This window comes from Bradyrhizobium sp. GCM10028915, from assembly GCF_042666195.1.
Taxonomy (GTDB): Bacteria; Pseudomonadota; Alphaproteobacteria; order Rhizobiales; family Xanthobacteraceae; genus Bradyrhizobium; species Bradyrhizobium canariense_D.
Genome location: NZ_JBHTFN010000065.1, coordinates 465111 through 490682, shown reverse-complemented (window position 1 = coordinate 490682; position 25572 = coordinate 465111). Strand labels below are relative to the sequence as shown.

At 64.5% G+C, this 25572-nt stretch carries 20 protein-coding genes; 6 read left to right on the top strand and 14 right to left on the bottom strand.

What is annotated here, in order from left to right:
- Nucleotides 1-27 precede the first annotated feature (27 nt).
- Nucleotides 28-1653, bottom strand: a complete 1626-nt coding sequence (locus ACFQX9_RS32000) for an MFS transporter (protein ID WP_018459988.1) — start codon at nt 1651-1653, stop codon at nt 28-30.
- Between the two features lie 321 nt (nt 1654-1974).
- Between ACFQX9_RS32000 and ACFQX9_RS31995 the strand changes: the two genes are divergently transcribed.
- On the top strand, nt 1975-2646 hold the full coding sequence (locus tag ACFQX9_RS31995) for a response regulator transcription factor (RefSeq protein WP_204513207.1): 672 nt from the start codon (nt 1975-1977) through the stop codon (nt 2644-2646).
- A 931-nt stretch (nt 2647-3577) separates the two neighbouring features.
- On the opposite strand, the gene ACFQX9_RS31990 is transcribed toward ACFQX9_RS31995, so the two are convergent.
- A complete protein-coding gene (locus tag ACFQX9_RS31990) occupies nt 3578-6418 on the bottom strand; it encodes an ATP-binding protein (RefSeq protein WP_377791510.1) in 2841 nt (946 codons plus the stop codon).
- Nucleotides 6419-6615: 197 nt separating this feature from the next.
- On the opposite strand from ACFQX9_RS31990, the gene ACFQX9_RS31985 reads away from it, so the two are divergent.
- From ACFQX9_RS31985 to ACFQX9_RS31975, 3 genes are all read left to right on the top strand, one after another.
- Complete coding sequence (locus ACFQX9_RS31985) at nt 6616-7035, top strand: organic hydroperoxide resistance protein (protein WP_085348237.1); 420 nt, start codon at nt 6616-6618, stop codon at nt 7033-7035.
- 36 nt (nt 7036-7071) lie between these two features.
- On the top strand, nt 7072-8103 hold the full coding sequence (locus tag ACFQX9_RS31980) for an alpha/beta fold hydrolase (RefSeq protein WP_377791509.1): 1032 nt from the start codon (nt 7072-7074) through the stop codon (nt 8101-8103).
- Nucleotides 8104-8222: 119 nt separating this feature from the next.
- Nucleotides 8223-8726, top strand: coding sequence for a cytochrome P460 family protein (locus tag ACFQX9_RS31975; RefSeq protein ID WP_085348235.1), 504 nt, complete (start codon nt 8223-8225; stop codon nt 8724-8726).
- Between the two features lie 10 nt (nt 8727-8736).
- On the opposite strand, the gene ACFQX9_RS31970 is transcribed toward ACFQX9_RS31975, so the two are convergent.
- The 6 genes from ACFQX9_RS31970 to ACFQX9_RS31945 all read right to left on the bottom strand — a co-directional run bounded on the left by ACFQX9_RS31970 (nt 8737) and on the right by ACFQX9_RS31945 (nt 18818).
- Nucleotides 8737-12246: a hybrid sensor histidine kinase/response regulator gene (locus ACFQX9_RS31970; RefSeq protein WP_085348234.1), complete on the bottom strand. Its 3510-nt coding sequence runs from the start codon at nt 12244-12246 to the stop codon at nt 8737-8739.
- A 395-nt stretch (nt 12247-12641) separates the two neighbouring features.
- Nucleotides 12642-13871, bottom strand: coding sequence for a 5-aminolevulinate synthase (gene hemA, locus ACFQX9_RS31965; RefSeq protein WP_377791508.1), 1230 nt, complete (start codon nt 13869-13871; stop codon nt 12642-12644).
- A gap of 201 nt (nt 13872-14072) precedes the next feature.
- Nucleotides 14073-15134, bottom strand: coding sequence for an MBL fold metallo-hydrolase (locus ACFQX9_RS31960; protein WP_377791507.1), 1062 nt, complete (start codon nt 15132-15134; stop codon nt 14073-14075).
- A gap of 95 nt (nt 15135-15229) precedes the next feature.
- On the bottom strand, nt 15230-17383 hold the full coding sequence (locus ACFQX9_RS31955; protein ID WP_377791506.1) for a methyl-accepting chemotaxis protein: 2154 nt from the start codon (nt 17381-17383) through the stop codon (nt 15230-15232).
- 165 nt (nt 17384-17548) lie between these two features.
- Nucleotides 17549-18274 carry an outer membrane protein gene (locus ACFQX9_RS31950; RefSeq protein WP_377791505.1) on the bottom strand — a complete coding sequence of 242 codons (726 nt, stop codon included), beginning with the start codon at nt 18272-18274 and terminating at the stop codon, nt 17549-17551.
- 223 nt (nt 18275-18497) lie between these two features.
- Nucleotides 18498-18818, bottom strand: a complete 321-nt coding sequence (locus ACFQX9_RS31945; RefSeq protein ID WP_027570057.1) for a hypothetical protein — start codon at nt 18816-18818, stop codon at nt 18498-18500.
- 207 nt (nt 18819-19025) lie between these two features.
- Here ACFQX9_RS31945 and ACFQX9_RS31940 point away from each other — a divergent pair, with 207 nt between their 5' ends.
- Nucleotides 19026-19316 carry a hypothetical protein gene (locus ACFQX9_RS31940; RefSeq protein ID WP_018458165.1) on the top strand — a complete coding sequence of 97 codons (291 nt, stop codon included), beginning with the start codon at nt 19026-19028 and terminating at the stop codon, nt 19314-19316.
- A 134-nt stretch (nt 19317-19450) separates the two neighbouring features.
- Here the strand turns inward: ACFQX9_RS31940 and ACFQX9_RS31935 are convergent, their stop codons facing one another.
- Nucleotides 19451-19660, bottom strand: a complete 210-nt coding sequence (locus ACFQX9_RS31935) for a hypothetical protein (protein ID WP_007605116.1) — start codon at nt 19658-19660, stop codon at nt 19451-19453.
- Nucleotides 19657-19821 carry a hypothetical protein gene (locus ACFQX9_RS31930; RefSeq protein ID WP_018458166.1) on the bottom strand — a complete coding sequence of 55 codons (165 nt, stop codon included), beginning with the start codon at nt 19819-19821 and terminating at the stop codon, nt 19657-19659. The genes ACFQX9_RS31935 and ACFQX9_RS31930 overlap by 4 nt, the downstream gene beginning before the upstream one ends.
- Before the next feature lie 346 nt (nt 19822-20167).
- On the opposite strand from ACFQX9_RS31930, the gene ACFQX9_RS31925 reads away from it, so the two are divergent.
- Complete coding sequence (locus tag ACFQX9_RS31925) at nt 20168-20437, top strand: hypothetical protein (RefSeq protein ID WP_083926507.1); 270 nt, start codon at nt 20168-20170, stop codon at nt 20435-20437.
- An 18-nt stretch (nt 20438-20455) separates the two neighbouring features.
- On the opposite strand, the gene ACFQX9_RS31920 is transcribed toward ACFQX9_RS31925, so the two are convergent.
- The 4 genes from ACFQX9_RS31920 to ACFQX9_RS31905 form a co-directional block, all read right to left on the bottom strand.
- Entirely contained in the window at nt 20456-22072 is a 1617-nt protein-coding gene (locus tag ACFQX9_RS31920; RefSeq protein WP_198959234.1) for an ABC transporter ATP-binding protein, read from the bottom strand.
- Between the two features lie 2 nt (nt 22073-22074).
- Nucleotides 22075-22914: an ABC transporter permease gene (locus tag ACFQX9_RS31915; RefSeq protein ID WP_018458168.1), complete on the bottom strand. Its 840-nt coding sequence runs from the start codon at nt 22912-22914 to the stop codon at nt 22075-22077.
- Nucleotides 22911-23882, bottom strand: coding sequence for an ABC transporter permease (locus ACFQX9_RS31910; RefSeq protein WP_085358053.1), 972 nt, complete (start codon nt 23880-23882; stop codon nt 22911-22913). The genes ACFQX9_RS31915 and ACFQX9_RS31910 overlap by 4 nt, the downstream gene beginning before the upstream one ends.
- Nucleotides 23883-23973: 91 nt before the next feature.
- A complete protein-coding gene (locus tag ACFQX9_RS31905; RefSeq protein ID WP_085358051.1) occupies nt 23974-25524 on the bottom strand; it encodes an ABC transporter substrate-binding protein in 1551 nt (516 codons plus the stop codon).
- Nucleotides 25525-25572: the final 48 nt, after the last annotated feature.

Genomic DNA, 25572 nt, shown 5'->3' with positions numbered 1-25572 from the left:
GTTGGTGTTGATCTCGATCTGCGTCGATCAGGTCGACTTGATATCGACGTCCTTGGTCTCCGGCAGGAAGAACAAGCCGATCACGACGGTAATCGACGCGAAGATGACCGGATACCAGAGGCCCGCATAGATATCGCCCGTCGAGGCCACGATGGCGAAGGCGGTTGCCGGCAGCAGGCCGCCGAACCAGCCGTTACCGATATGGTAGGGCAGCGACATCGAGGTGTAGCGGATGCGGGTCGGGAACAGTTCGACCAGCATCGCGGCGATCGGGCCGTACACCATGGTGACGAAGAGCACCAGGACGAACAGCAATCCGACGACCGCGGCCACCTGCGGACGGAAGATGTCGAACGGATGCGCCATCTTCACGATGCCCGCATCTCCGGCCTTCGGATAGCCGGCTCCCTGCACGGCGGCGAGCACTGCCGGATTGCCGTCCTTGGCGTTGGCGTAGGGAACTTCCTTGCCGTTGACCATCACCTTCACGCCGGAGCCTGCCGCACCTGGCGTGGTCGAGTACTTGACCGACGACTGCGACAGGTAGGCACGTGCCGTGTCGCAAGGCGAGGTGAAGACGCGGGTGCCGACCGGATTGAACAAGTCGCCGCAACCTGCGGGATCTGCCACCACGTCGACCTTGACCGACTCGATCGCCTTTTCCAGCGCCGGGTTGGCATTGGTGGTGATCATCTTGAAGATCGGGAAGAAGGTCAGCGCCGCGATCAGGCAGCCGCCGAGGATGATCGGCTTGCGGCCGATCTTGTCGGAGAGCACGCCGAACACGATGAAGAAGCCGGTCCCGAGCAGAAGCGACCAGGCGATCAGCAGGTTGGCGGTGTAGCCGTCGACCTTGAGGATCGATTGCAGGAAGAACAGCGCGTAGAATTGGCCAGTGTACCAGACCACGCCTTGGCCCATCACGCCGCCAAACAGCGCCAGCAGCACGAGCTTGCCGTTCTGCCAGTTGCCGAAGGCTTCCGTCAGCGGGGCCTTCGAGCTCTTCCCCTCGTCCTTCATCTTCTGGAAGATCGGGGATTCGTTGAGGCGAAGCCGGATCCAGACCGAAACGCCGAGCAGCAGCACGGAGACCAGGAACGGAATGCGCCAGCCCCATGCCGCGAAGTCGGGTTCGCCGAGCGCGGAGCGCGTGAACAGGATCACCAGCAGCGACAGGAACAGGCCGAGCGTCGCCGTGGTCTGGATGAAGGAGGTGTAGTAACCGCGCTTGCCGTTCGGAGCATGCTCCGCGACGTAGGTGGCCGCACCGCCATATTCACCGCCGAGCGCGAGGCCCTGGGCGAGACGCAGCGCGATCAGGATGATCGGGGCCGCGATGCCGATGGTGGCAGCGTTGGGCAGCAGGCCGACGATGAAAGTCGACAGACCCATGATCAGGATGGTGACGAGGAAAGTGTATTTGCGGCCGACGATGTCGCCGACACGGCCGAACACGATCGCGCCGAACGGGCGCACCAGGAAGCCGGCCGCGAAGGCCAGCAGCGCGAAGATGTCGCGGGTTGCCGGCGGATAGGCCGAGAAGAACTGCGCGCCGATGATGCCGGCCAGCGAACCGTAGAGATAGAAATCGTACCACTCGAAGACGGTACCGAGCGAGGAGGCGAGAATGACGAACCGTTCGTCCTTCGTCATCCCTCCCGCGCCTGCTTGAGACACAGCCATTGTCGACATGTTGAGTCGCTCCCCGAAAAATCGTTCCCTCGCGCCCTGGATGTCCGGTCATGCCGGATCAACCCAAGCCTTGCCCCAAGGTAACATTGGCGTGAAACCCGCCCCAATACGACTTTCGGCCTTTCACACTGACGCTCGCCTGACACTGCGAGCCTTCCATCCGGATTAACCCCGTTGCCGCAAAGGGATAATGTCCACTTGCATGCCACGGCTGGTCGGGAAAGAATTGACCAGGGCCCCGCGCCGGCTTACTGGCCCGGTGCGATTGCCAGCAAGAGAACGATGAACGCTCCCTCGACCCATCTCGTCATTGCCGATGACCACCCATTGTTCCGCGACGCGTTGCGGCAGGCGGTGACGGGCGTCCTGAGCTCGGCCAGGATCGACGAGGCTGGATCGTTCGAGGATCTGACCAAGCTTTTGGAACAGACCTCCGACGTCGACCTGATCCTGCTCGACCTGTCGATGCCCGGGATCTCCGGCTTTTCCGGCCTGATCTATCTGCGCGCGCAATATCCGGCCATTCCGGTGGTGATCGTCTCGGCGTCCGACGACAGCGCCACCATCCGCCGCTCGCTCGACTTCGGCGCCTCCGGGTTCATCCCGAAGCGCTTCGGCGTCGACACCTTGCGCGACGCGATCCTCAAGGTAATGGAGGGCGACGTCTGGGTTCCCGCCGACACTGATCTGTCGGCAGTCGCCGACCCCGACATGACGCGCCTGCGCGACCGGCTGGTGACGCTGACGCCGCAGCAGGTCCGGGTTCTGATGATGCTGTCGGAGGGATTGCTCAACAAGCAGATCGCCTATGAGCTCGGCGTCTCCGAGGCCACCATCAAGGCGCATGTCTCGGCGATCCTGCAAAAGCTCGGCGTCGAAAGTCGGACCCAAGCCGTGATCGCCGCCGCGAAAATCGCCGGCGGCCAATGGAAGCAGGGTACCCCGACGGGGTGAGCCTGTAGCGAGCGCCTCTCGCAGCCTGTAGCCCGGATGAGCGAAGCGACATCCGGGACCGCTAGTGCGGCTAGCTAGCGAAAACCCCGGATATCGCTTCGCTCATCCGGGCTACCTGTGTCGCCCCCGTCAATCCGCCGCCGCAAAAATATTCCACTTTACCGAAATTCGGAAATGGCGTATGTGTCGCCCATCCCGGCTCATCCTTGAGGGCGATCTTGTTGTCGTCTTAATTGCGAGCCGGGCTTGCGGTGGACGCGGCAGCGTTCGGGTGCGAGAGGTGTGGGCAGGGCGGATTGCTCTCCGTGAGCCCAAAACTTCGTGCCGACGAGCGGCGCTGCTAGGCTTCGTCTCGTCTGTAAGTTTCCGGCTCGGTCGACAGGGTTGGAAAACTGCGGCGAAATGGCGGGCCGTGCGTACGGCAAAACCGTGTGGTCCTGGCCGTCGTTGCTACGGTCAAGCCCTGGCGAATGCGGCATCTGCGTCAACCGGCGCGGTGTCGGTGACTTTCGCAGGGTGAGGGAGGCCAGAACGAACTCGGCTCCCGGGAGAGCACGGCATAAGCCGTCCAACCATCGCGCAGGGAAGGCCGAGTGATTGGCTACACCTGTATGCTGCTGTGCGGTTTCCTTGCGCTACATTTTCGCGCAGCGGACCGCGGGTGCCAGCCGGCACCCGGTCTTCCCTGCGCCCTCTTGGCTTTGAGGGTGGAATGACCAGGCAAAGCTCGGGCGAAACGCGCCGCGAGGACGCGAAGGCATGTCTGCAAGTTGAACCTGAATTGGAGGATGGCGATGCTGCCCTTTGCTCCGTCATTGCGAGCGTAGCGAAGCGTTCCAGCGTCTTACCGCGGAGAGATTCTGGATTGCTTCGCTGCGCTCGCAATGACGCTTTGAGAGAGTGCGCGCCTCACTCCGCACCAGAGTCCGCGTCACAATGTTTGCAACAACTTCTCGGCAGCCTTGATATCCGCTGTTTCCGAGCCCTGGGCGAAGCCTTCATACGCCAATTGAAGCCACCGCTTCGCTTCCTCGCGCCGGCCGCGTTCGGCAAGGAGACCGGCGAGATCGATCGCGGCCCGCAGCTCCCAGGCCTTGGCACCTTTGCGACGACTCAATGCCAGTGATTGCACGAAATGGGCTTCCGCTTGATCGGCCTCGGGCTGGGCTCTGGCCAAGAGAACCCTGCCCTTCATGCGCAGCAGCTCGGGCATGTACAGATGATCGCCGCTTTGCTCGACGAGGCGGATCGCGTCGTCGAGCAGGCGCGCGCTCCGCTCGATCTGCCCAAGCGTCATCAAGCCCTGAACAAGCGCGATGTTGAACGTCGTGGTGAGCAACTCGTAACCGGCATCGTGGAGCTCACGCAGACACGTCCCGATCGTCTCGACGCCTTCGGCGGCATTGCCGCGCCGGATCGCCAGCTCGCCTTTGACGCCGCGGCCGACCGCAAGATAGGGCCCCATGGAGCGCGATTCGGCATGGGCGATGAAGCGGTCGATGTTCTCTTCCGCGGCATCGAGGTCTCCGCTCCAGAGATCGATCGAGACCGCCCAGATCAACGCAATGCAGAGCGTGATCGGATGGTCCATCTGGGCGGCCTCGACGACCGTCTGCCGGGCCAGTTGCATCGCATCCGCGGGGCGGCCCTGCAACCAAAACTCGCGCGCGAGCGAGATGCCGGCCCGGTTGCGGTGATCGAAGCCATAGACGGTGCTGATCCGTTCCGTGCCCGGCCCATGCCAGGCGGTCTCCAGCATCGTCAACGCGTCGCGATGCTCGCCGGCAAGATGCAAGGAGACACCGAGGAGCGAATGGGCGAGGGCGAGGGAGGCGGCATCGCCGAGTGTCCCGGCGACCGTGAGGCTTTGCTGCGCATAGCCGAGCGCGGCGTCGAACTGTCCCATCCGCTCGTGGAAGATATGCATGCGCCCGAGCAGCTGGAGCTGGTTCGGCGCGTCGCCGCGCGCCTCGGCGATCGCAAGGCTTCGGCTCAACGCGGCACGCGCCGCTTCGCTGCCGCCGCGCGTGAACATCAAGGTCAGTCCGAGCGCGGCCTGGATGTGCATTTCCTCGGCGCCGCCGCGCGAGGAAGGATCGAGCGCAAGCAGCGCCCGTTCAGACCAGCGCCGGCACTCGACCAGCAACGACATCGCGAGAAAGATTGGCGCTGCAGCTGCGGCCAGTGCAATGCCGATGCTGGCATCGCCGTCCGTGCCAAAACACCAGTCCAGCGCCGCGCGCACGTTGTGAAGCGCGGAGAAGTGGATCGCGCGCTCGTCGGCGCTCGGCACCGTGGCCCATGTCGTGCCGGCCTGCTCCAGCCATTGCCGGTAATAGGTCGCGTGGCGGGCGGCGAGCGCCGCGTCATCAGGCTCGATCTCGAGCAGATAGGCGCGCGTCGTGTCGAGCAGACGGTAACGCATCATGGCGCCAATCGGCCGCGCCGCGACCATCGACTTGGCCACCAGGCCGTCGATGGCGTCGAACAGGCGGGAGCGGTCGACGCGTTCGTCCGGCACGATCTCGAGTGCGGCGTCGATAGTGAAGTGACCGGCGAAAACCGCGAGCCTGCGCAGCACGAGACGTTCGATATCGGACAAGAGCCCGTAGCTCCATGCCAGCGTCGCCTGCAACGTCTTCTGTCGCGGCGGCGCCGTGCGCTGGCCCTGCCAGAGCAGATTGAGGCGCTCGTCGAGCAGTGCCGCGGTCTGCTCCAGGCCGTAGGCTTCGACCCGGCCGGCGGCGAGTTCGATTGCCAGCGCCATGCCGTCCAGCTTGCGGCAGATCCCGGCGACGATCGCTGCATTGGCATCGTCGAGCGCGATCTGCGCGCCACCGGCCGTGGCACGTTCGAGGAAGAGTTGAAGTGCGGGATAAGTCTGCGCCGCGGCCGCCGTCAGACCGGGATGGTCGGGCGGAACGGCAAGCGGCGCCAGCCGATACACCTGCTCGCCCTCGACCCGCAGGGCTTCGCGGCTCGTCGCCAGAATGTAGATATTCGGTGCGGCGTGGAAGATCTCGGCGGCCAGCGGGGCCGCGGCTGCGATGACGTGTTCGCAATTGTCGAGGATCAGCAGCGTCCGCTTGTCCCGGAGATGCGCGAGCAGCGCAGGCAGGGGATCGTCGGTTTGCGCCGGCAAGCCCAGCATCAGCAGGATCGAGGTGATCACGAGATCGCGATCGCTCAGCGCGGCAAGATCGACGAAATGTGCGGCGTCGGAGAATGTCGCGAGCAGATCGTGAGCGATGGCAACGGCAACGGCGGTCTTGCCGACACCGCCCGGGCCGACGATCGTGACGAAGCGCGAACGGATGAGCCTGTCGGAGACGGCGGCGACCGCTTCGTCGCGCCCGACCATCCGTTGCAGCCGGTTCGGCAGTTTGACGGGCGGCAATTCCGTTCGCGCTACGGTGCGCCGATCTGCCGGGATATTTACCTGCGAGATCGGCGCCACGAAGCAATAGCCGCGGCCGGAGAGCGTGGTGATGTAGCGGGCACCGTCCTTGCCGTCGCCAAGGGCCTTGCGAAGCGCCGCGACGTGAAAGCGCAGATTGGCGTCCTCGACCGTCATGCCGGGCCACACCAGCGCCATCAGATCATACTTGCTGACGACCTGGTTCGGCCGCGACATCAGTGCGAGCAGCGTGTCGAAGGCCTTTGCACCGAGCGGCAGCGCGACGCCGTCGCGCATGACGAGTCTTTCATGCAGCGTCACAGTGAATGGCCCAAACGAGAGGGTTCCCGTTGTGGTGCCGGCCGGCTCGGTCATGGCGGAATCCTGATCTTTTGGAACGGACCGGATAGCCAGATGATCGCAATCCGGCAAGGCCGTCCCACGCCGCGATCGGACCGCGGATGCAGGTCCTGTGAGGCGCGCGAACCGAGACCTCACAACTTCTCACAAGTCCCAACGGGTGTGTCGCGGCAGCCGCTGCTAGTGAGTTGCGCGATGGCAAGGAGACATTCATGACCCAAGCGGCAAAATTGCTCTACACGGCCCGGACCCGCACCAGTGGCGGGCGGCAGGACGGGATATCGCGCAGTTCCGACGGCCGTCTGGATGTCAAGCTGTCGCCGCCGGGCGGCAACGGCATCGGTATCAATCCCGAGCAATTGTTCGCGGCCGGCTGGTCGGCCTGCTTCGAAGGCGCGATGGAAATCGCGGCCCGCAAGCGGAAAATCGAGCTCCCCAGGAAATGTGCGATCGATGCGGAGATCGACCTCGTGCTCGACGAGGGCGCCTATTCGCTCAGGGCACGCCTCGATGTCAGCCTGCCCGGCCTCGATCGCGAGATCGCGCGCGGCCTCGTCGATGAGGCGCATCAGACCTGTCCCTATTCCAAGGCCGTCCGCGGCAACATCGACGTCACGGTCGCACTGATCTGACGCACCACCTCCAACTATCAGAAAGGTAGCAGCATCATGAAACAGATCATCGATCAGCACCGCCGCCAGTTTTTCGGCATCGCCGCCGGAACTGTCGCCGCCGGCCTCGGCGTGATCGGCCTCGCCCGCGCCGAATCGGAAGCGCCGCGCTCGACCGCGACGAATGCGTCGTTCGGCGCGATCAAGCAGATCGATGCCGGCGTCCTCAACGTCGGCTACGCTGAGGCGGGCCCTGCGAATGGTCCCGTCGCGATCCTGCTGCACGGCTGGCCCTACGACATTCACGCCTTCGTCGACGTCGCCCCGATCCTGGCAAAGGCCGGCTATCGCGTCATCATCCCTTATCTGCGCGGCTACGGCACGACCCACTTCCTCTCCGCCGAAACGCCGCGCAACGGCGAGCCGGCGGCAATGGCCGTCGACATCATCGCACTGATGGACAAGCTCGACATCAAGAAGGCGGTGGTCGCCGGATTCGACTGGGGCGCGCGCACCGCCGACATCATCGCCGCGCTCTGGCCGGAGCGCTGCCGCGCGCTGGTCTCGGTCAGCGGCTATCTGATCTCCAGCCAGGCCGCGGGCAACGCGCCGCTGCCGCCGTCGGCCGAGCTGCAATGGTGGTACCAGTTTTATTTCGCGACCGAGCGCGGCCGCGCCGGATACGAGAAGTACACGCATGATTTTGCAAAACTGATCTGGAAGCTCGCTTCGCCGCAGTGGAAGTTCGACGACGCCACTTTCGAGCGCAGCGCGGCGGCGCTGGACAACAAGGATCACGTCGCGATCACCATCCACAATTACCGCTGGCGGCTCGGACTCGCCCAGGGCGAGGCGAAGTACGAGGAGCTCGAAAAGAAGCTTGCCGCAGCTCCCGTCATCAGCGTCCCGGCGATCACGATGGAAGGCGATGCCAACGGCGCGCCACATCCCGATCCAAGCGCCTATGCCAAGAAATTCTCGGGCCGGTACGACTATCGCCTGATCACCGGGGGCATCGGCCACAATCTGCCGCAGGAAGCACCGCAAGCCTTTGCCAAGGCCGTCATCGACGCCGACGGCGGCGCCTGAGGATTTTGGCAGCGCCTCGGTCCGGCAAGGCCGGACCGAGGCCTGACATGCGAACGCAGTTCAATGAAGCGTCAGCGAAAATGAAATCCGAAAAGTCAAAAGTTCCGTCTTCTACGACGATGATCGTGCTTGCCGTGCTCCTCCTCGTCGTTGTCCTGACCTGCGTGCCCTATCTGGTCACGATCGCTTTCGCGCAGGGCCCGGCGGATGCCTCGCCCATCTTCGGCGTCACTGTGCCGGAGGGCTACAAGCAGTGGGAGCTGATCGCGCCGGCCGAGGAGGCGGCTCCCCTGGACGAGCTGCGTGCCGTCGTCGGCAACAGGACCGCGATCGATGCTTATCAAGACAACAAGCTTCCGTTCCCGGACGGCACAATTCTGGTCAAGCGGGCCTGGAAGCGGAAACAGTCGCCCGAATTTGCGTCCGCGACGATTCCCGGTGAAGCCACCACCGTCCAGGTGATGGTCAAGGATTCCAAAAAATATGCCTCGACCGGCGGCTGGGGATTTGGTCGCTTCATCAACGGCAAGCCGGTCGACGAGGCCCAGCATCGCACCTGCTTCGCGTGCCACGAAGCTCGTGTGAAGAGTCGCGACTACGTGTTTACGAGGCTTGCGCCCTGAGTGCGGAGTTTCACTCCGCAGCCACCATCTGCTGCGTGCGCCACTGGCCGAGCAGGGCGCGCAGCGAAGCCGGCTTGACCGGCTTGTTGAGCACCGCAACCTTTTCGTCGCGCGCAGCCATTTGCACGGCGGGGCTGCGGTCGGCGGTGATCAGGATCGCGGGGATGCCGTCACCGAAGCGGCGGCGGATGTCGCGGATCGCGGCGATGCCGTTGCCGCGGTCGAGATGGTAATCGACCAGCAGGCCGGTCACGCGGCGGCCCGCAGTCTCGATTGCGGCGATCGCGGCCTCGGGATCGGCGACCGCGATCACCTCGGCGTCCCACGCCTTCAGCAGCGTGCGCATGCCGTCGAGGATCGCGGCGTCGTTCTCGATGCAGACGATCAGGGTACCCGAGATCGAGGTCCGTGCGAGCGGCGTCGCACTGGTCACGGCCGCGGTGTGAGTGATCGCCTTCGCCGTCGGCACCGTCACGGAAAACACCGAGCCGCCGCCGACATTGGAATCGATGGCGATGTCGTGCTTGAGCACGCGCGCCAGCCGCTCGACGATCGACAGGCCCAGGCCGAGGCCGCGGGCAATTCGCGCGCCCTGCTCCAGGCGGTGGAATTCCTTGAAGATCTCGCCGCGCTTGACCGTCGGGATACCGACGCCGGTGTCGTAGACGCAGATCTTCAGCGTGGCGCCGCGGCGGCGGCAGCCGACCAGCACGCGCCCGCGTGGAGTATATTTGATCGCGTTGGAGATCAGGTTCTGGAGCAGCCGCCGCAGCAAGAGACGATCCGACTCGACGGGCAGCGAACACGGCACGAACACGAGCGCCAGATTCTTCGCGCGTGCGATCGGCGCGAACTCGATCTCCAGCGAGCGCATCAGATCGGCCATCTTGAAGCTCGAGATCGAGGTCGTCATCGCGCCGGCGTCGAGCCTGGAGATGTCGAGCAGCGCGCCGAGAATTTCCTCGATCGCCTGGAGCGATTCGTCGATGTTCTCGACCAGCCGTGTCTCCTCGCCGCTGTGCTGACGCTCGACCAGGCTCGTGACATAGAGCCGCGCCGCGTTCAGCGGCTGGAGAATGTCGTGGCTTGCGGCAGCGAGAAAGCGGGTCTTGGAGATGCTGGCGTCTTCGGCCGCGCTCTTGGCCAGCGCCAGCTCGGAATTCAGCCGGGTCAGCTCCTCGGTGCGGTCGCGCACCCGCTTTTCCAGCGTCGCATTGGCCCTCTCCAGCGCTTCGGCCGCCTCGAACGTGGGCGTGACGTCGGTGAAGGTAATGACGAAGCCGCCGCCGGGCATGCGGTTGGTCAAGATCTCGATCACCATGTGGCGGTCGGGCAGGCGCTCGAGATAAGGCTCGCCGTCGGTGGTGTAAGCCACCAGCCGGCGCTCCAGCATGGCCTCGCGCTCGATCGGATCGGCCGGCTCGCTCACGCCCATGAATTCCAGGATTTCACGCAATGGCGTGCCGAACTGGATGAAATGCGGAGGAACGTTGAGGAGATCGCCGAACTGCCGGTTGGAGCAGATCAGTTGCAGATCGGCATCGAACACCGCGATGCCCTGGCGCACATGGTTGAGCGCGGTCTGGAGGATCTCGCGGTTGAAATGCAGCGCCGCATGGGAATCGTCGAGCAGTTTTAGCGCAGCCTTGGCGGAGACCGTCCGTTTGCGCAGCAGCAGCGACATTACGAGACGCGAGGAGGCTGCGCCGATCGAGGAGGCGATCAGGTGCTCGGCGTGCTGCAGCAGCTCGAAATCGGCGGGCGCCCCGGACTCCAGCCGCACATTGCGCCGCGCGGATAAGGCCTCGAACGAATGCCGCGCGCGGTCAGGCCCGAGATATTGCGCTACCGTGGTCTGGATGTCCTGCACCGTGACCGTGGTGCGCCAGCGGCGGAAATTCGGGGAAATCGGCGCGAGCGTGTTGGGGACGAACAGATCGGCCTGGACCAGCTCGATCGAAGACGGCCGGCGCGCCAGCGACAGCAGCACGTAGGTGAGGATGTTGAGCGACAGCGACCAGACCACGCCGTGCATCAGCGGCGGCAAATCGGCGCCGAACAACGCCTGCGGCCGCAGCGCCTCGATCCCGAACGGGCCGTGCTGGAGCAGCAGGATGCCCGCCGTCGAGGTATCCATGAAGCTCGGGATGAAGAGCGTGTAGAGCCACACTGCGAAGCCGACCAGCATGCCGCCGATCGCGCCGCGCGCGGTCGCGCGCCGCCACAGCAGTCCACCGAAGAAGCTTGGTGCAAGCTGGGCGATGGCGGCAAAAGACAGCAGGCCGATCGCCGCGAGCTGGGTGTTGCCGAGCGCGCGGTAGTAGAAATAGGCCATCACCATGATGGCGAAGATCGCGAGCCGGCGCGAACGCAACAGGAAGTCGCTGAAATCGGCACCGCCGGTGCGCCCCTCCGGCCGTCGTTGCAGCACCAGGGGCACCACGAGGTCGTTCGAAACCATGATGGAGAGCGCGACGCATTCGACGATCACCATCGCGGTCGCCGCCGACAGCCCGCCGACGAAGACGGCGACGCTGAGCAGATCCGCGCCGCCCTCCATCGGCAGCGCCAGCACGTACATGTCAGGATCGGCGGCGCCGAACGGGAAGCTGACGAGGCCGGCGAGCGCGATCGGGATCACGAACAGATTGATGGCGACGAGATAGAGCGGAAACAGCCAGCGCGCGCGACCGACCTCGGCGTCCGAGGAATTCTCCACTACGCTGACGTGGAACTGGCGCGGCAGCAGCATGATCGCGCACAGCGACAGCAGCGTCATGGTCAGGAAGTTGCCGATCGACGGCGAATAGTTGATGACGCGCACCGCCTCCGGTGTCTTCATCGCGCGCTCGATCAGTTCGTGCGGCGAGAACATCCAGAACGTGACGAAGATGCCCGCAGCGAGGAAGGCGACGAGCTTGATGATGGATTCGGTTGCGACCGCCAGCATCAGGCCGTGCTGGTGCTCGGTGGCGTCCGTCTGCCGCGTGCCGAACAGCACCGCGAAGGCCGCCATCGCCAGCGTCACGATCAGCGCCACGTCGCCGATGATCGGGATGTGGGAGAAGGCCTGGTCTTCGCTCAGGATGGTTTCGAGCGAGGAGGCGACCGCCTTGAGCTGGAGCGCGATGTAGGGCACCGAGCCGATGATGGCGATCAGCGCGACGGTTGCCGCCACTGCCTGGCTCTTGCCGTAGCGCGCGCCGATGAAGTCCGCGATCGAGGTGATGTTGTGGGCCTTCGCGAGCTGGATCACGCGGCGCAGCACGCCGGCTCCGAGTCCGATCATCAGGATCGGGCCGACATAGATCGCGAGGAAGTCGGTGGAGGTGCGGGTGGCGAAGCCGACCGAGCCGAAGAAGGTCCAGGAGGTGCAGTAGATCGCCAGCGACAGCGGATAGATCAGCCCCGAGGCGCGGCCGCGCCCGGCCGGCGAGCGGCGGTCGCCATGGCTCGCCACCAGGAACAGAAAGCCGATATAGCCGAAGGCGGCGGCGATCACGCCCCAATCGTGCAGCATGGCGAGCGTGCTTCTCCCGGGGCGCGCGCTGGCCGCGCCCGATCTCATTTTCCCTGTAAATCTAGCGCGTTGGACGGGTGGAGGCGACAGCGAAATGCCGTGCCACGGCGGGAACCGGAGGTTGTCGTTAAGCGGCTGCCTTAAAGCTGCGCTGCTTCTGGCTCCCCGCAGAGAGTCCCCGCGTGGTACCCCCCTCCCTGACCCTCCCCCACAAGGGGGAGGGAACGGAGAGACCGTCCGCGTTGCAGGAAATTCGAGACCGACCGCTACGCTGTGGGGCTCCCCCGACGTAAGGGAGGCGCAACTCTCTCGCTCCCTTTCCCCCTGTGGGGGAGGGTGGGGAGGGGGAAGCTCCGGGACGGTGAAACTTAGATCGAAAGAGAAGGCGAAGAAGCCTATTCCGCCGCCAGCGACTTCTCGCGGAGCGGCAGACCCAGGCGGTCCCACACCTGCAGCAGGGCTTCGGCGAGTTGATCGATCAGGCCGTCGTCGTGATAGGGCGAGGGCGTGATGCGCAGGCGTTCGGAGCCCTTGGCGACCGTCGGATAGTTGATCGGCTGGATGTAGATGCCGTGCCGTTCGAGCAAGAGGTCGGAAGCCTGCTTGCACTTCTCGGCATCGCCGATGAACAGCGGGACGATGTGGGTGTCGCTCGACATCACCGGCAGGCCGGCGGCGTTGAGGATCGCCTTGACCCGGGCGGCGCGGTCCAGGTGACGCTCGCGCTCCCAGCTTGACGTCTTCAGATGCTTGATCGCGGCGGTCGCGGCCGAGCAGATCGCCGGCGGCAGCGCGGTGGTGAAGATGAAGCCGGGCGCATAGGAGCGCACGGCGTCGATGATCTGACCGTTGGCGGCGATGTAGCCGCCGAGGCAGCCGAACGCCTTGGCAAGCGTGCCTTCGAGAATGTCGATGCGATGCATCACGCCGTCGCGCTCGGCGATGCCGCCGCCGCGCGGGCCGTACATGCCGACGGCGTGGACCTCGTCGACATAGGTCATCGCGCCGTACTTCTCGGCGAGGTCGCAGATCTTGGCGAGCGGGGCGATGTCGCCGTCCATCGAATAAAGACTCTCGCAGGCGATCAGCTTGGGCCGGCTCGGGCCCGCAGCCTTCAACAGCGCTTCGAGATCGGCGAGGTCGTTGTGGCGGAACACGACCCGCTCGCAGCCGGACTGGCGGATGCCCTCGATCATCGAATTGTGGTTGAGCTCGTCGGACAGGATCAGGCAGTTCGGAATGAGCTTTGCGATGGTCGCGATGCCGGTCTGGTTCGAGACGTAGCCGGACGTGAAGAGCAGCGAGGCTTCCTTGCCGTGGAGATCGGCGAGCTCGGCCTCGAGCTGCACCAGCGGATGATGCGTGCCGGCGATGTTGCGGGTGCCGCCGGCGCCGGTGCCGACGCGGGTCGCGGTCTCGACCATCGCGCCCACCACCTTCGGGTGCTGGCCCATGCCGAGATAATCGTTGGAGCACCAGATCACGACGTCGCGCTTGCCCTTGGGCGAGTGCCAGAGCGCATGCGGGAACCGGCCGGCAATGCGCTCGAGATCGGCGAACACGCGGTAGCGCCGCTCGGTGTGGAGACGATCAAGGGCGGAATTGAAAAACTGGGCGTAATCCATCGTCAAACCTGCAGCGGAACCGACCAAAGACCCGCATATCCTTAGAGCTTTTCCAGCTCCAATGTCTATGCGCTATCCCACATTTGGACCTGCGGGGCATTTGGGCAAAATGCCCTATCGTGCGATTTGAAACTTGATCCGGATCAAGTTCGCGCGAGATGCAATGTTGCTCTGCACCATCCGCTGAATTGAAGTCAGCGCTCAGGTCGTCCTGAACTGCAACACGCCGTCCTGCGTCTCGGCCGTCAGCCGGCCCTCGACGATCATGTAATTGACGTGGGCGACCAGTTCGCCGGCAGCGAAACCCATCTGATGTTCGTCCAGAACGTGCTTGTTAAACACCACGGGCACCAGGGCGCGCGAGGTCTGAGGCACCTCGCGGCAGGCTTCCGCGATCAGGCGGCAGCGCTCCTCATGGTGATCGGCGAGCTGCTTGATGCGGGTCTTGAGCCCGTAGAACGGCACGCCGTGGCCAGGCAGCACCAGCACGTCATAGGGGAGAGTCGTGGTGAGGCTGGCGAGCGAGGCCAGATATTCGCCAAGCGAGTTCTGGTCGGGTTCGACCGCCCACACGCTGACGTTCGGCGAGATCTTGCTCAGCACCTGGTCGGCCGAGAGGAACAGCTTGTCGTCGGCGCAGTACAGCATCAACTGGTCGAGTGCGTGACCGCCGCCGGTGATCACCTTGAAGCGGCGCGTGCCGATCACGACGTCCTCGCCATGCGAGATGCGGCGGTAGGACGGCGGCAGCACCGAGACGCGCTTGAGATAGTCCTGACCGCGGCCGAGCAGTTTTTCGGTGAGCGACTCGTCCATGCCGTGGCGGCGGAAGAACAGCCGCTGCGCTTCCTGCCGCTCCTCGGTGCCGCGGTTCTGGTGATAGACCGATTGCAGATATTCGACCTGCGACATCACGAGCGGGCAGTTGAACCGCTCGACGATCCACCCGGCCAGACCGACATGATCGGGATGGGAATGGGTCACGATCAGGCGCGTGATGTTGACGCCCTTCAGCGGCCCGTCGAACAGCTTCGTCCAGGCTTCGATCGTCTCCTCATTGCCGAAGCCGGCATCGATCATGGCATAGCCGTCACCATCGGCGAGCAGGTAGATGTTCACATGGTTGAGGCGGAACGGCAGCTTCAGCCGCGCCCACAACACGCCTGGCTTCACCTCGACGACCTGTTCGGGGCCGGGATGCTGTTCCCAGGGATAGCGCAGGGCGTCGGCGGAGGACTGCACGGTGTCGGTCTTTGCGTTCATCCTACCGGCTTAAACCCGCCCGTCACGGCGCGCCAGCCGAAAAAGAACGCTGGCGCGGCCTGCATAGCGGTCATTCCGGGCTACGGAACGGCGCCTTACGCAGCCCGCATGTTGTTGAGGAACGCGTCGATCTCTCCGCGCAGCATGTCGGCTTCGCGGCGGAGCGCGTCGGAGGCGCCGAGCACTTCGTTCGCCGCTGCGCCGGCTTCCGCCGAAGCCGTGGAGACGCCGACGATGTTGCCGGAAACCTCGCTGGTGCCACCGGCCGCATGCTGGATGTTGCGGGCGATCTCGCGTGTCGCCGCGCCCTGTTCCTCGACGGCGGCGGCGATCGTCGTAGTGACGTCGTTGATCTCGCCGATGATCCGGCCGATGCCCTGGATGGCGCCGACCGCCGACGTCGTCACTGACTGCATGCTGGCGATCTGGCTGCGGATCTCCTCCGTCGCTTTGGCGGTCTGGCTCGCGAGGCTCTTCACCTCGGAGGCGACCACCGCGAAGCCGCGACCGGCTTCGCCCGCGCGCGCCGCCTCGATGGTGGCGTTGAGCGCCAGCAGATTGGTCTGCGAGGCAATGGTCTGGATAAGGTCGACCACGACGCTGATGCGGCTCGCGCTGTCGGCGAGGCTCTGCACCGTGGCATCGGTCGCGCCGGCTTCGTCGACCGCCTTCCTGGCGATCGCGGCCGAGGTCACGACCTGCTTGCTGATCTCCTCGATCGAGGACGAGAGCTGCTCGGTGCCTGATGATACGGTCTGCACGTTGACCGAGGTCTCTTCGGCTGCGGAGGCAACCGCGTTCACCAGCGCATTGGACTGGTCTGCCGTGTTCGACATGCTCTGCGCGGTCGATTGCATCGAATTGGCCGACTGCGCGAGATTGTCGAGCGCGGAACGCACCGTACTCTCGAAGTCTGCAATCTTCGCCTCCATCTGCGCCGCACGCTCGGCCTTGGCGACGCGATCCCTGTCTTGCTCGCTCGCAAGCGCGCGAGCTTCGATCATGCTGTCGCGGAACACCGTCAGCGTTTCCTTCATCGCGCCGATCTCGTCGTTCTGCCGGGAGCGGACGATCTCGGTGTCGAGGTCGCCGGCCGAGAGCAACTGCATGGCGCGTTGAAGCTCGCGAATGCGGCGCAGGATGTTGCGGCCGACATAGAGCCAGACGAACAGCGCCGAGCCGACCAGCGTCAGTGCGCCGAGCGCCAGCATCGCGGTGGTCGCGAGCGAGATCTCCTGCCGCGCCTGGAAGGTCGACGCGTTGGTCTCCTTCTGCACACCCTCGACCAGCTGCTGCACGCTGATGCCGAGGCCGACATTGAGCTTGCGGGTCTCGTCCAGGATGGTCTGGCCGTAGTCGATGGCGTCGAGCTCCTTCTGGCGGATCTTGAACACGCCGGACTTGCCTTCGCCGAAGGCGAACAGCTTTTGCACGGTGTCGCGCACCGCTTGCATCGAGGCCACGTTCGGCAGGTCCTCGAGGTTCGACTTGACACGGTCGCGCGTCGCCTTGAACTCCTTCTCGATCGCCTCCAGCGTATCGCTGTTGCTGGCCGACAGCGCCGCCATCATGTCGGCGGCCATCAGATTGCCGTTGGCGGAGATGGTCGCGACCTGGGAGACGGTGCGGGCGGCTTCGGTGGCATCGTCAGCGGAAACTTCCGCCGCACCGAGGATCGCGTTCAGACGCGTCTGGGCATCCAGCATGGCAGGACCGGCCGCACCGACGAAGGTGAGCTGCGCCTTGCGGAGTGCTTCATATTGCTTGTCATGCAGCGCGCCGGTATCGAGCCGCTCGCGCGCGGCTGACACCAGGCTCTGGGTCGCCTCGTCGATGCTCTTGGCGGTGTCGCGCAACGCGGTTGCGATCTGCTTGTCGGCGCCGAGCTCGATGATCTCGCCAAGCTTGGCCATGGCAAGCTGCTGGATCTCCTGCACCTTCTTGGTGCGTTCGTTCAGCGCCTCGTCGGACGGCGACGCCAGCAGGCCCGGCCCCTGCGCCGCGAGCGTTGCGCTTTGCGATGCGAGTTGAAGGCTTGCGGAAAGGCGCGGGATATCGCGGCCGCTCAGGTCCATCATAGTGCTGCCGAGATGGTTGAAGACGAAGCCGGCGCCGGCCGCGATCACGAGGCCCATGCCCGCGATCACTGCGAAGGCCGTGAACAGGCTGCCGCGCACGCCCCATGTCGGCATTTTGAAACGAGGCCGGATACCACCAAGCAAACGGCCAAGGCCCAGACGGATCGCCATCGAAATTCCCCCACGCATGATCTTTATGTTTTCGCGGCGGAGTATCCTCGGGGCAGGTTAAAAAATCGCAAGTTGCTCAATCGGTTGCGTTCCGTTCCGCACAGCGAAAAAAGAAGGGCCGGCAACGATGCCGGCCCTTCATCATGATAAGGCTTTGATAACCGTTCAGTAGCGCGCGACCGCCGAGTTGGCCCAGTTGAAGCGGTAGTTGACGCCCGCCTTGATGGTGTGGTCGTCGGTGGTGAAGTTGCCGGTTCCCGCCAGCGGGCCCGCGGTGAAGTGGGCGTCGCCGAAATTGTAGTACTGGTACTCGGCCTTGGCTGACCAGTTCGGCGCGAACATGTATTCGAGGCCGGCGCCGACGGTGTAGCCGTTGCGGTGGTCGCCGCTGATGATGAAGCCGGTCGGCACGCCGCCGACGGTCACCTTCTCGTTGTTGTCGGAATAGGCGTAGCCGCCCTTCACGTAGAGCAGGCCCGGACCCCAGGTGTAGCCGACGCGGCCGGTGATCGAGCCGAGACCGCGCTGGTCGTTGGTGTAGGCGACGCCGCCTGGGAACACCGCGCCGACGCTGCCGGAGAGCCAGGAATACTGGCCTTCGACGCCGACAACGAAGTTCGGGTTGAACTGCCAGTCCGCACCGGCCTGCAGACCGCCGAGGAAACGGCCGTTGCCGTTATTGCCGGTGGAGAGGCCGCTGAAATTGTTGTCGCTGGAGAACGCGCCGCCGACATGGCCGCCGATATAGAAGCCGGTCCAGTTGTAAATCGGGCCGGCATAGGCGGGCGCGGGCGCCTTATAATAGTTGCGGTTACCGAGATCGGCACCGACCGCCGGTGCGGCAGCGCCCACTACGAGCAGCGCAACGGTCGCAAACAGAATCTTCTTCATAGTCCAAACTCCAACACTCAGGTCCCCGGCAGTCGCGCTTTCCGCGCCGTCGTTGGTTCTGCAGATAGCTCGCTTTTGACGAAAATGCTGTCACATCCATGGCACAGCGGCAGTCAACGTAACTTATTGGGCTGTAAACGATTTTTGTGCTTAATGTCGGCTTAAGAAGTGCTGAAGGAAAGCTTAACTCGGCGTTATCAGGCTAACTTGCGCGCGCATCTCATTAACCAAGACGGCGCCGCGCCTCATCGCGCATCTGTTCGCGGAATGCAGCGCGCTTTGCGGGCCGGTCTTCCTCGCGCACGTCATGACGATCGAAGACGTCGAACTTCTCCAGGATCGGATAGCGCTCGCTCGCCATCGCGAGCACGCGCAGCACCTTGGTCGCCGACGGTGTCGGGCCGCTCACTTCCCAGCGCCGGATGGTGTCGGCGCCGCCCTTCTCCGGCAATCCGCAAAGCCGGGCCATGTCGGCCGCTGTGAGCTTGCGCTCGAGGACCTCCGAGAGATCGTTGCGGAGTTGCTTCAGTTCGGGACCGGTCATGTCGCCTCAATACGCGAAGTCGATGAGGTGAATGCACTAGCGCTGATTCGGGTCCATCCGAAGGCGAGGCACGCGAGCGGGCGTGCTAGTCGTGCGACCGCTCCCCGGCGCCTCCGCCCGCGCACGGAGTTATGAACGGCTGCCTATGGAAATCCGCGGCTGAATGAACAGATGGCAAGGGGCCCACAGCGAATGAAGGGATCCGCCATGACAAGCATCAAACCCGCCATTGCCGCCCTAGTCACCGTCGGGTTGCTTGCCGCGCCGATCGCGGCTGAGGCCAAGAAGCACCGGTCAAGCCGAGCTTACAGCACCGGCGTGGTGGCTCCGAGCTATGGGAGCGCCGGATCGTTGGCAGCACAGCCCAGAGCGTACGGGTCGAGCGGACAGTCGGTCGGGACGGTCACGGCGCCGTCGGTCGGTACGTATAACTGGCCGTCGGTCGGCGTGACCAACGCAGTCCCGACCTGGAGCAACACCAACCCGCCGGTCAGGTAGGCGCGCCTGTCTGGCGAGCCAATGCCGGTCACCTGTGACGGTCGCAAGGCCAAAGAAGATGATAAAGTGCGACCAGCAATGATCATGGCGGTGGACCAGACATTGCGGATCGTTCAGGGAGAGCCCGTCCGATCCTAAATTCCCCGCCCGGCCTGTTGGCCGATCACGCAGCGCCACCCGGCGAGGCGCTCGGCCGGATGCTGGTTCATCCATTCGGCGAGTTGCGGCGCGCCCATCAGGCAAGATTGCATCGAGACGTCGGCGAAGTCGGATGTGGTGACGGTCTGCTCATGACAGTTCGCCGGAGAGGCGAGGTTGCAGAGCACGGCGATGATTTTGATCACGCGAGGTTGCCCCCGTCGCTGCGACGTGCGGCGGCTCCGCCTGATCTCTCGCTCATCGGATCAGTCGGCGGGAAGATGCTGTCGTAGATCGCGCGCGCTTCCTGGATGAGGCGAATGCGCTCGCGCTCGGATTTCGAGACAAACTGAATAATCTGGCCCATGTCGGCTCCAATTAGATCTTCAATCCACCATCACATGATGGAAATCATTTCATGCGCATGTGGGGTGCCGGCTTCGGCTTTGCAGCCATGCGGGCGGTCACGAGGGATAAAAAGCCCGTGAGTATTCCATTCCTGAGGTGGAACGGGGTACCTTCAGCGATGCACCGATCTCACGGCGCATCTGTTCGGCGGGGACCGCTTCGTAACATCGTGATGAAGAGTTGAGCCCACGGGATGATGGCACTGCGGCACATTTTCTCGCGCGTGGAGTTGTAAGATCACTCAGTGCACGGGCGCCTCGAGGAACGGCATTGCGATTGAGAGACAGCGCCCGAAAGGACCAGCCATGACAAGAACAAAACGCACCATTGCTGCACTTATTGCTCTCGGATTGGCCGCCGCGCCACTTGCTGTAAACGCACAAACATCGGGGACGGGTACACCAGGCAGCACGAGCGGACGCACCGGAGCGCCGGTTCAGCAAGGGACCATCGGAAGTTCCGGGCAGACCGTCGGGACCGTGACGGCGCCGTCGATCGGAACGTCCAACCAGCCCTCCGTCGGCGTAACAAACTCAGTCCCCACCTGGAACAACACGAATCCTCGAACGAAGTAGAAACCGCGGTCGGCTGACTTACGCCGGCGCGCGCTCTCTCTGCCCCGGGACTGCTGCGAGCAATTCGCGTGTATAGGCATGCTCGGGCGCGGCGAACAGCTGCGCGGTCGGCTTCAGCTCGACGATGACGCCGCGCTGCATCACGGCGATGCGGTCACAGAGTTGCGCTGCGACTCGCAGGTCGTGGGTGATGAACAGCATCGAGAGGCCGAGGCGGGCCTTGAGGTCTTCGAGCAGCCTTAGGACCTGCGCCTGCACGGAGACGTCGAGCGCGGAGACGGCCTCGTCCGCGACGATGATCTCGGGCTCGAGCGCGAGCGCGCGCGCAATGCCGATGCGCTGGCGCTGGCCGCCGGAGAATTCATGCGGATAGCGTTCGAGCGCGCCGGCATCGAGCCCGACCATCTTGAGGAGATCGCGGGCGCGGTCGAACGCCACTTTCGGATCGGTGCCGGCCGCGATCGGGCCGTCGGCGATGATATGACCGACCTTGCGGCGCGGATTGAGCGAAGCGAACGGATCCTGGAAGATCATCTGGATGCGAGGGCGCTCGGCGCGTAGCGCCTTGCCCGCGAGCTTTGTGAGATCGGTCTCGCCGATCCGCACGGTGCCGCGGTCGGCCTCGATCAGCCGCATCACAAGGCGGGCCACCGACGATTTGCCAGAACCGGATTCGCCGACCAGGCCGAGCGTCTCGCCTTTGAGGATGTTGAAATTAACCCCGCGCGCGGCATCGACGCGGCGGTCCTCGCGAAACCAGCCGCCCGAGGTGACGTAGGTCTTGTCCAGTCCGATCACCTCGACCGCCTTGGCCTGGTCGTCCAGGGGGCTGCGGGCGGGTGGGTCCATCGAGGGCACGGCGGCGAGCAGCGCCTTGGTGTAGTCGTGTTGCGGCGCGTTGAAGACCGCCGAGGCGGGGCCTTCCTCGACCACCTTGCCATGGCGCAACACCACGACTTGGTCGGCGATGTCGGCGACCACGCCGAAATCATGGGTGATGAACATCACCGCCATGTTGCGATTGCGCTGGAGGTTGCGGATCAGTTTCAGGATCTGCGCTTGCGTGGTGACGTCGAGCGCGGTGGTCGGCTCGTCCGCAACCAGCACCGCCGGTTCGAGCGCGAGCGCCATCGCGATCATGGCGCGCTGGCGCTGGCCGCCGGAGAGCTGGTGCGGATAGGCGCGCACGATGCGCTCGGGGTCGGGGAGGCCGACTTCGCGCGCCAGCGATAGCGCCTTTGCGCGCCGCTCCCTCGGCGTGAGCAGCCCGTGCGCCTCGAACATCTCCGCCATCTGGTCGCCGATCCGCATCAACGGATTGAGCGCGGTCATCGGTTCCTGAAAAATCATCGCAAGCCGGCGGCCGCGCAGATCGCGCCAGCATTCGTCGTCGAGTTTGAGCAGGTCGCGTCCTTCGAACTGGATCTCGCCGGAGGTGACGGTGACCGTGTCCGGCAACAGGCCCATCAGCGCATGCGCGCACATCGACTTGCCGGAGCCGGATTCGCCGACCACGCAAACGATCTTGCCGGGCCGCAAATCGAGCGAGATGCCGTCGACCGCGAAGGGACGCTCGGCGCCCTTGGGCAATGCGATCCGCAGATTCTTGACGGAGACGGCGGGCGGTGCGGTCATGATCAGCGGCCCTCCCGCGACAGCCGCGGATTGAGCGCGTCGTTGAGGCCTTCGCCGATCAAATTGAGCCCGAGCACCGAGATCAGGATCGCGACGCCGGGAAACACGGTGATCCACCAGGCCTGGCGGATCACGGTGCGGCCGGCACCGACCATGTAGCCCCAGGAGATCAGATTGGGATCGCCGAGGCCGAGGAACGCCAGCGAGGATTCCAGCAGGATCGCGGTCGCCACCATCAGCGAAGCCAGCACGATCACCGGCGACAGCGTGTTCGGCAGGATTTCGCGCAGGATGATCCAGGTGTTGCTCTGGCCCGTGACCACCGCGGCCTGGACGTACTCCCGCGTGCGCAACGACAGCACCTCGCCGCGGACGAGGCGCGCGACCGGCGGCCAGCTTACCAGCGCGATCGAGGCGACGATCGAATAGATCGAGGGCTGCAGGATCGCGACCAGGACGATCGCGAGCGCAAAGCTCGGAATGGTTTGGAAGAACTCGGTGAAACGCATCAGGGCGTCGTCGACCCTGCCGCCGAAATAGCCGGCCATGGCGCCGATCGGAACGCCGACGACCAGCGCCACCAGGGTGGAGACCATGCCGACGAGCAGCGAGACGCGTGCGCCGAAGATCATGCCGGCGAACACGTCGCGGCCGAGTGCATCGGTGCCGAGCGGCACGGTCGCGAGCGTGAACGGCGGCAGGAACGGCCGCTGCACCATGCGCCAGGGCGAGTTCGGGAACAGCATCGGACCGAACAAGGCGACTGAGATCGCAAGGAGCAGGATGATGAGCCCGATGACGCCGCTCGGGCTCCTCAACATCGATTTCCAGAACTGTTTCATGTGGTGAATTCGATGCGCGGGTCGACCAGGCGATAGACCAGGTCGGTAATGAGGTTGAAGATCAGGACCATGGCGGAGCAGATCACGAAGACCCCGAGCAGCAGATTGTAGTCGCGCTGGAGCAGGGCGTCGTACATCAGGCGTCCGATGCCGGGCCAGGCGAACACGGTCTCGGTGATGACGGCGCCGCCGATCAGGGTGCCGGAGTGGACGCCGGCGAGCGTCACGACGGGGAGCAGCGCATTGCGCAGGACGTGGCGACGCTGGATCACGGCGTCGGACAGGCCTTTGGCGCGCGCGGTCTTGACGAAGTCGAGACGCTTCACCTCCAGCATCGAGGCGCGCGTCATGCGGGTGTAGGTCGCCATGAAGAACAGGCCGAGCGTCATCGCCGGCATGATCAGGTGCCTTGCGACGTCGACCACATGGGCAGGGCCGGAAAGGTTGGCGCCGACGGTCTCGTAGCCGAAGCTCGGCAGCCAATCCATGGTGACCGAAAACAGCAGGATGCCCATCAGCGCCACCCAGAAGATCGGCATTGCGTAGAATATCAGGGCGAAGACGGTGATCGCGGTGTCGAGAAAGGTTCCGGCAAAGCGCGCGGCGAAGGTGCCGAAGAGAACGCCGAGCACGAGCGAGATCGCAAACGCCGTCAGCGTCAGCAGCAATGTCGCGGGCAGCCGCTCGCCGATCAGCTTCGCGACCGGTGCCTGCTGGCGGAAGGAGAAGCCGAGGTCGAGGGTAGCAATGCCCTTGACGTAGATGAAGAGCTGCTCGGGCATCGGCTTGTCCAGGCCGAACTTCTCCCTGAGCTGCTGGACGAAGATCTGGTCGCTGGCGCCGGCCTCGCCCGCCATCACGACGGCGGGATCGCCGGGCGCGAGCCGGATCAGGAAGAAATTGAGGACGACGATCGCAAGCAGGACGATCACGCCCTTCGCGACACGCTGAGCGACAAAGGAGAGCATCTAGAGGATCATATCGGTGATGTGACCTGGAGCGACAGAGATGGAGCGATCCCCTCTCCCCGCGAGCGGGGAGAGGTGACGGCGGCAGCTCTCACTTGTCCAGCCATGCATCCTTGAAGCCGTCGTTGACTCCGATCCCGGTGGTGATCAGGTTCTTGACCTTGCAGCGCATGATGGTCGGGAATTGCAGCTCGAGCATCCAGGCCACCGGCACGTCCTCGACCAGGATCTTCTGCGCCTTCTCGTAGATCTCCTTGCGCTTGGAGTCCGGCGTTGCCACCGCGCCCTCGGCGAACAGCTTGTCGATCTCAGCGTTGGAGTAACCCTCGACGTTGTTGAACACCTGGCCCTTGGCAATCGCGCTGGAGACGTAATTGCGGCCGACGCCGAGCGCGGGGTCGCCGTACTGGTAGAGGTAGGTGAAGGCGATGTCGTAGTCCCAGTCGCCGATCTTCTGGTTGCCGCCGGCGACGTCGGTGGCGATGGTCTCGATGTTCATGCCGACGTCCTGGAGGTTCTGCTTCACGGCTTCACCCCAGCGCTGCCAGGTCTCGCCATAGGCGAGCGGCAGAAGGCGGATCTTCTCGCCCTTGTAGCCGGCTTCCTTCAGCAGCGCCTTGGCCTTGGCGGGATCGTAAGGGTATTTCGGCACGTCGTCGGTGTAGTATTTGATGGTCGAGGCCGACGGGCCGGTTGCGACCTTGCCGAGCCCGTTCCAGATCACGTCCTTGGCGAACTCGCGGTCGATCGCAAACATGACCGCCTGCCGCACCCGCTTGTCGGCGAGCGGACCCTGCCGGTTGTTGAGCCACAGCCAGGCCAGCGGCGAGAAGAACTCCCAGCCGGCGCCGGTGACGCAGGTGTCCTTCAGCTTGGAGAGCCGGGGCACGTCGAAATTCTCGACCGAGCCGCCGGGCAGCACGTCGACCTTGCCGGTCTCATACGCCACCGAGCGCGCCGCGGCATCGGGAATGATCTGCCAGTAGATCTCGTCGAGATAGGGCTTGCCCTTCTCGTAATAGTTCGGGTTCTTGACCAGGCGGATGAAGGAGCCTTTCTGCCATTCCTTGAACATGAAGGGGCCGGTGCCGACTGGGGCGTTGTTGTAGGGATTGGTCTTCCAGTCGGTGCTTTCATAGAGATGCTTCGGCACCATCGGCATCGAGCCGACCTCGAAGATGCCCAGGAACGGACCGAACGGCTGCTTCAGCGTGAACACCACCGTGTAGTCGTCGGGGGCCTCGACCTTGTCGACCTGCGCGAGGTTGTTGCGAGCGCGCGCATGCGTCTGTTTCAGCATCTCGAGCGAGAACAGCACGTCGGCGGCGGTGAAGGGCTTGCCGTCATGCCAGGTCACGCCCTTCCTGAGCTTGAATGTGTAGGTTTTTGCGTCCTCGCTGACGCTCCAGCTCTCGGCGAGCTCCGGCTGCGGTTCGAGCTTGGGGCTGTAGCGAAGCAGGCCTTCGAAAATGTTGCCCGACACCATCTGCACCGGGCCGTTCTGGACCATCGCCAGCATCAGGCCGGGCGGCTCGGGCTGAATCACGGCATTGATCGCTCCACCCGCCTTCGGCTCTTGCGCCAGCGCGGGGGCCGCGAGGCCGCAAGCCAGGAGGACACCAAGCAACACTCGTTTTGACATGTCGTATCTTTCTCAAGCGAGACCAGCCGCAAACGCTTCGCACGTCGT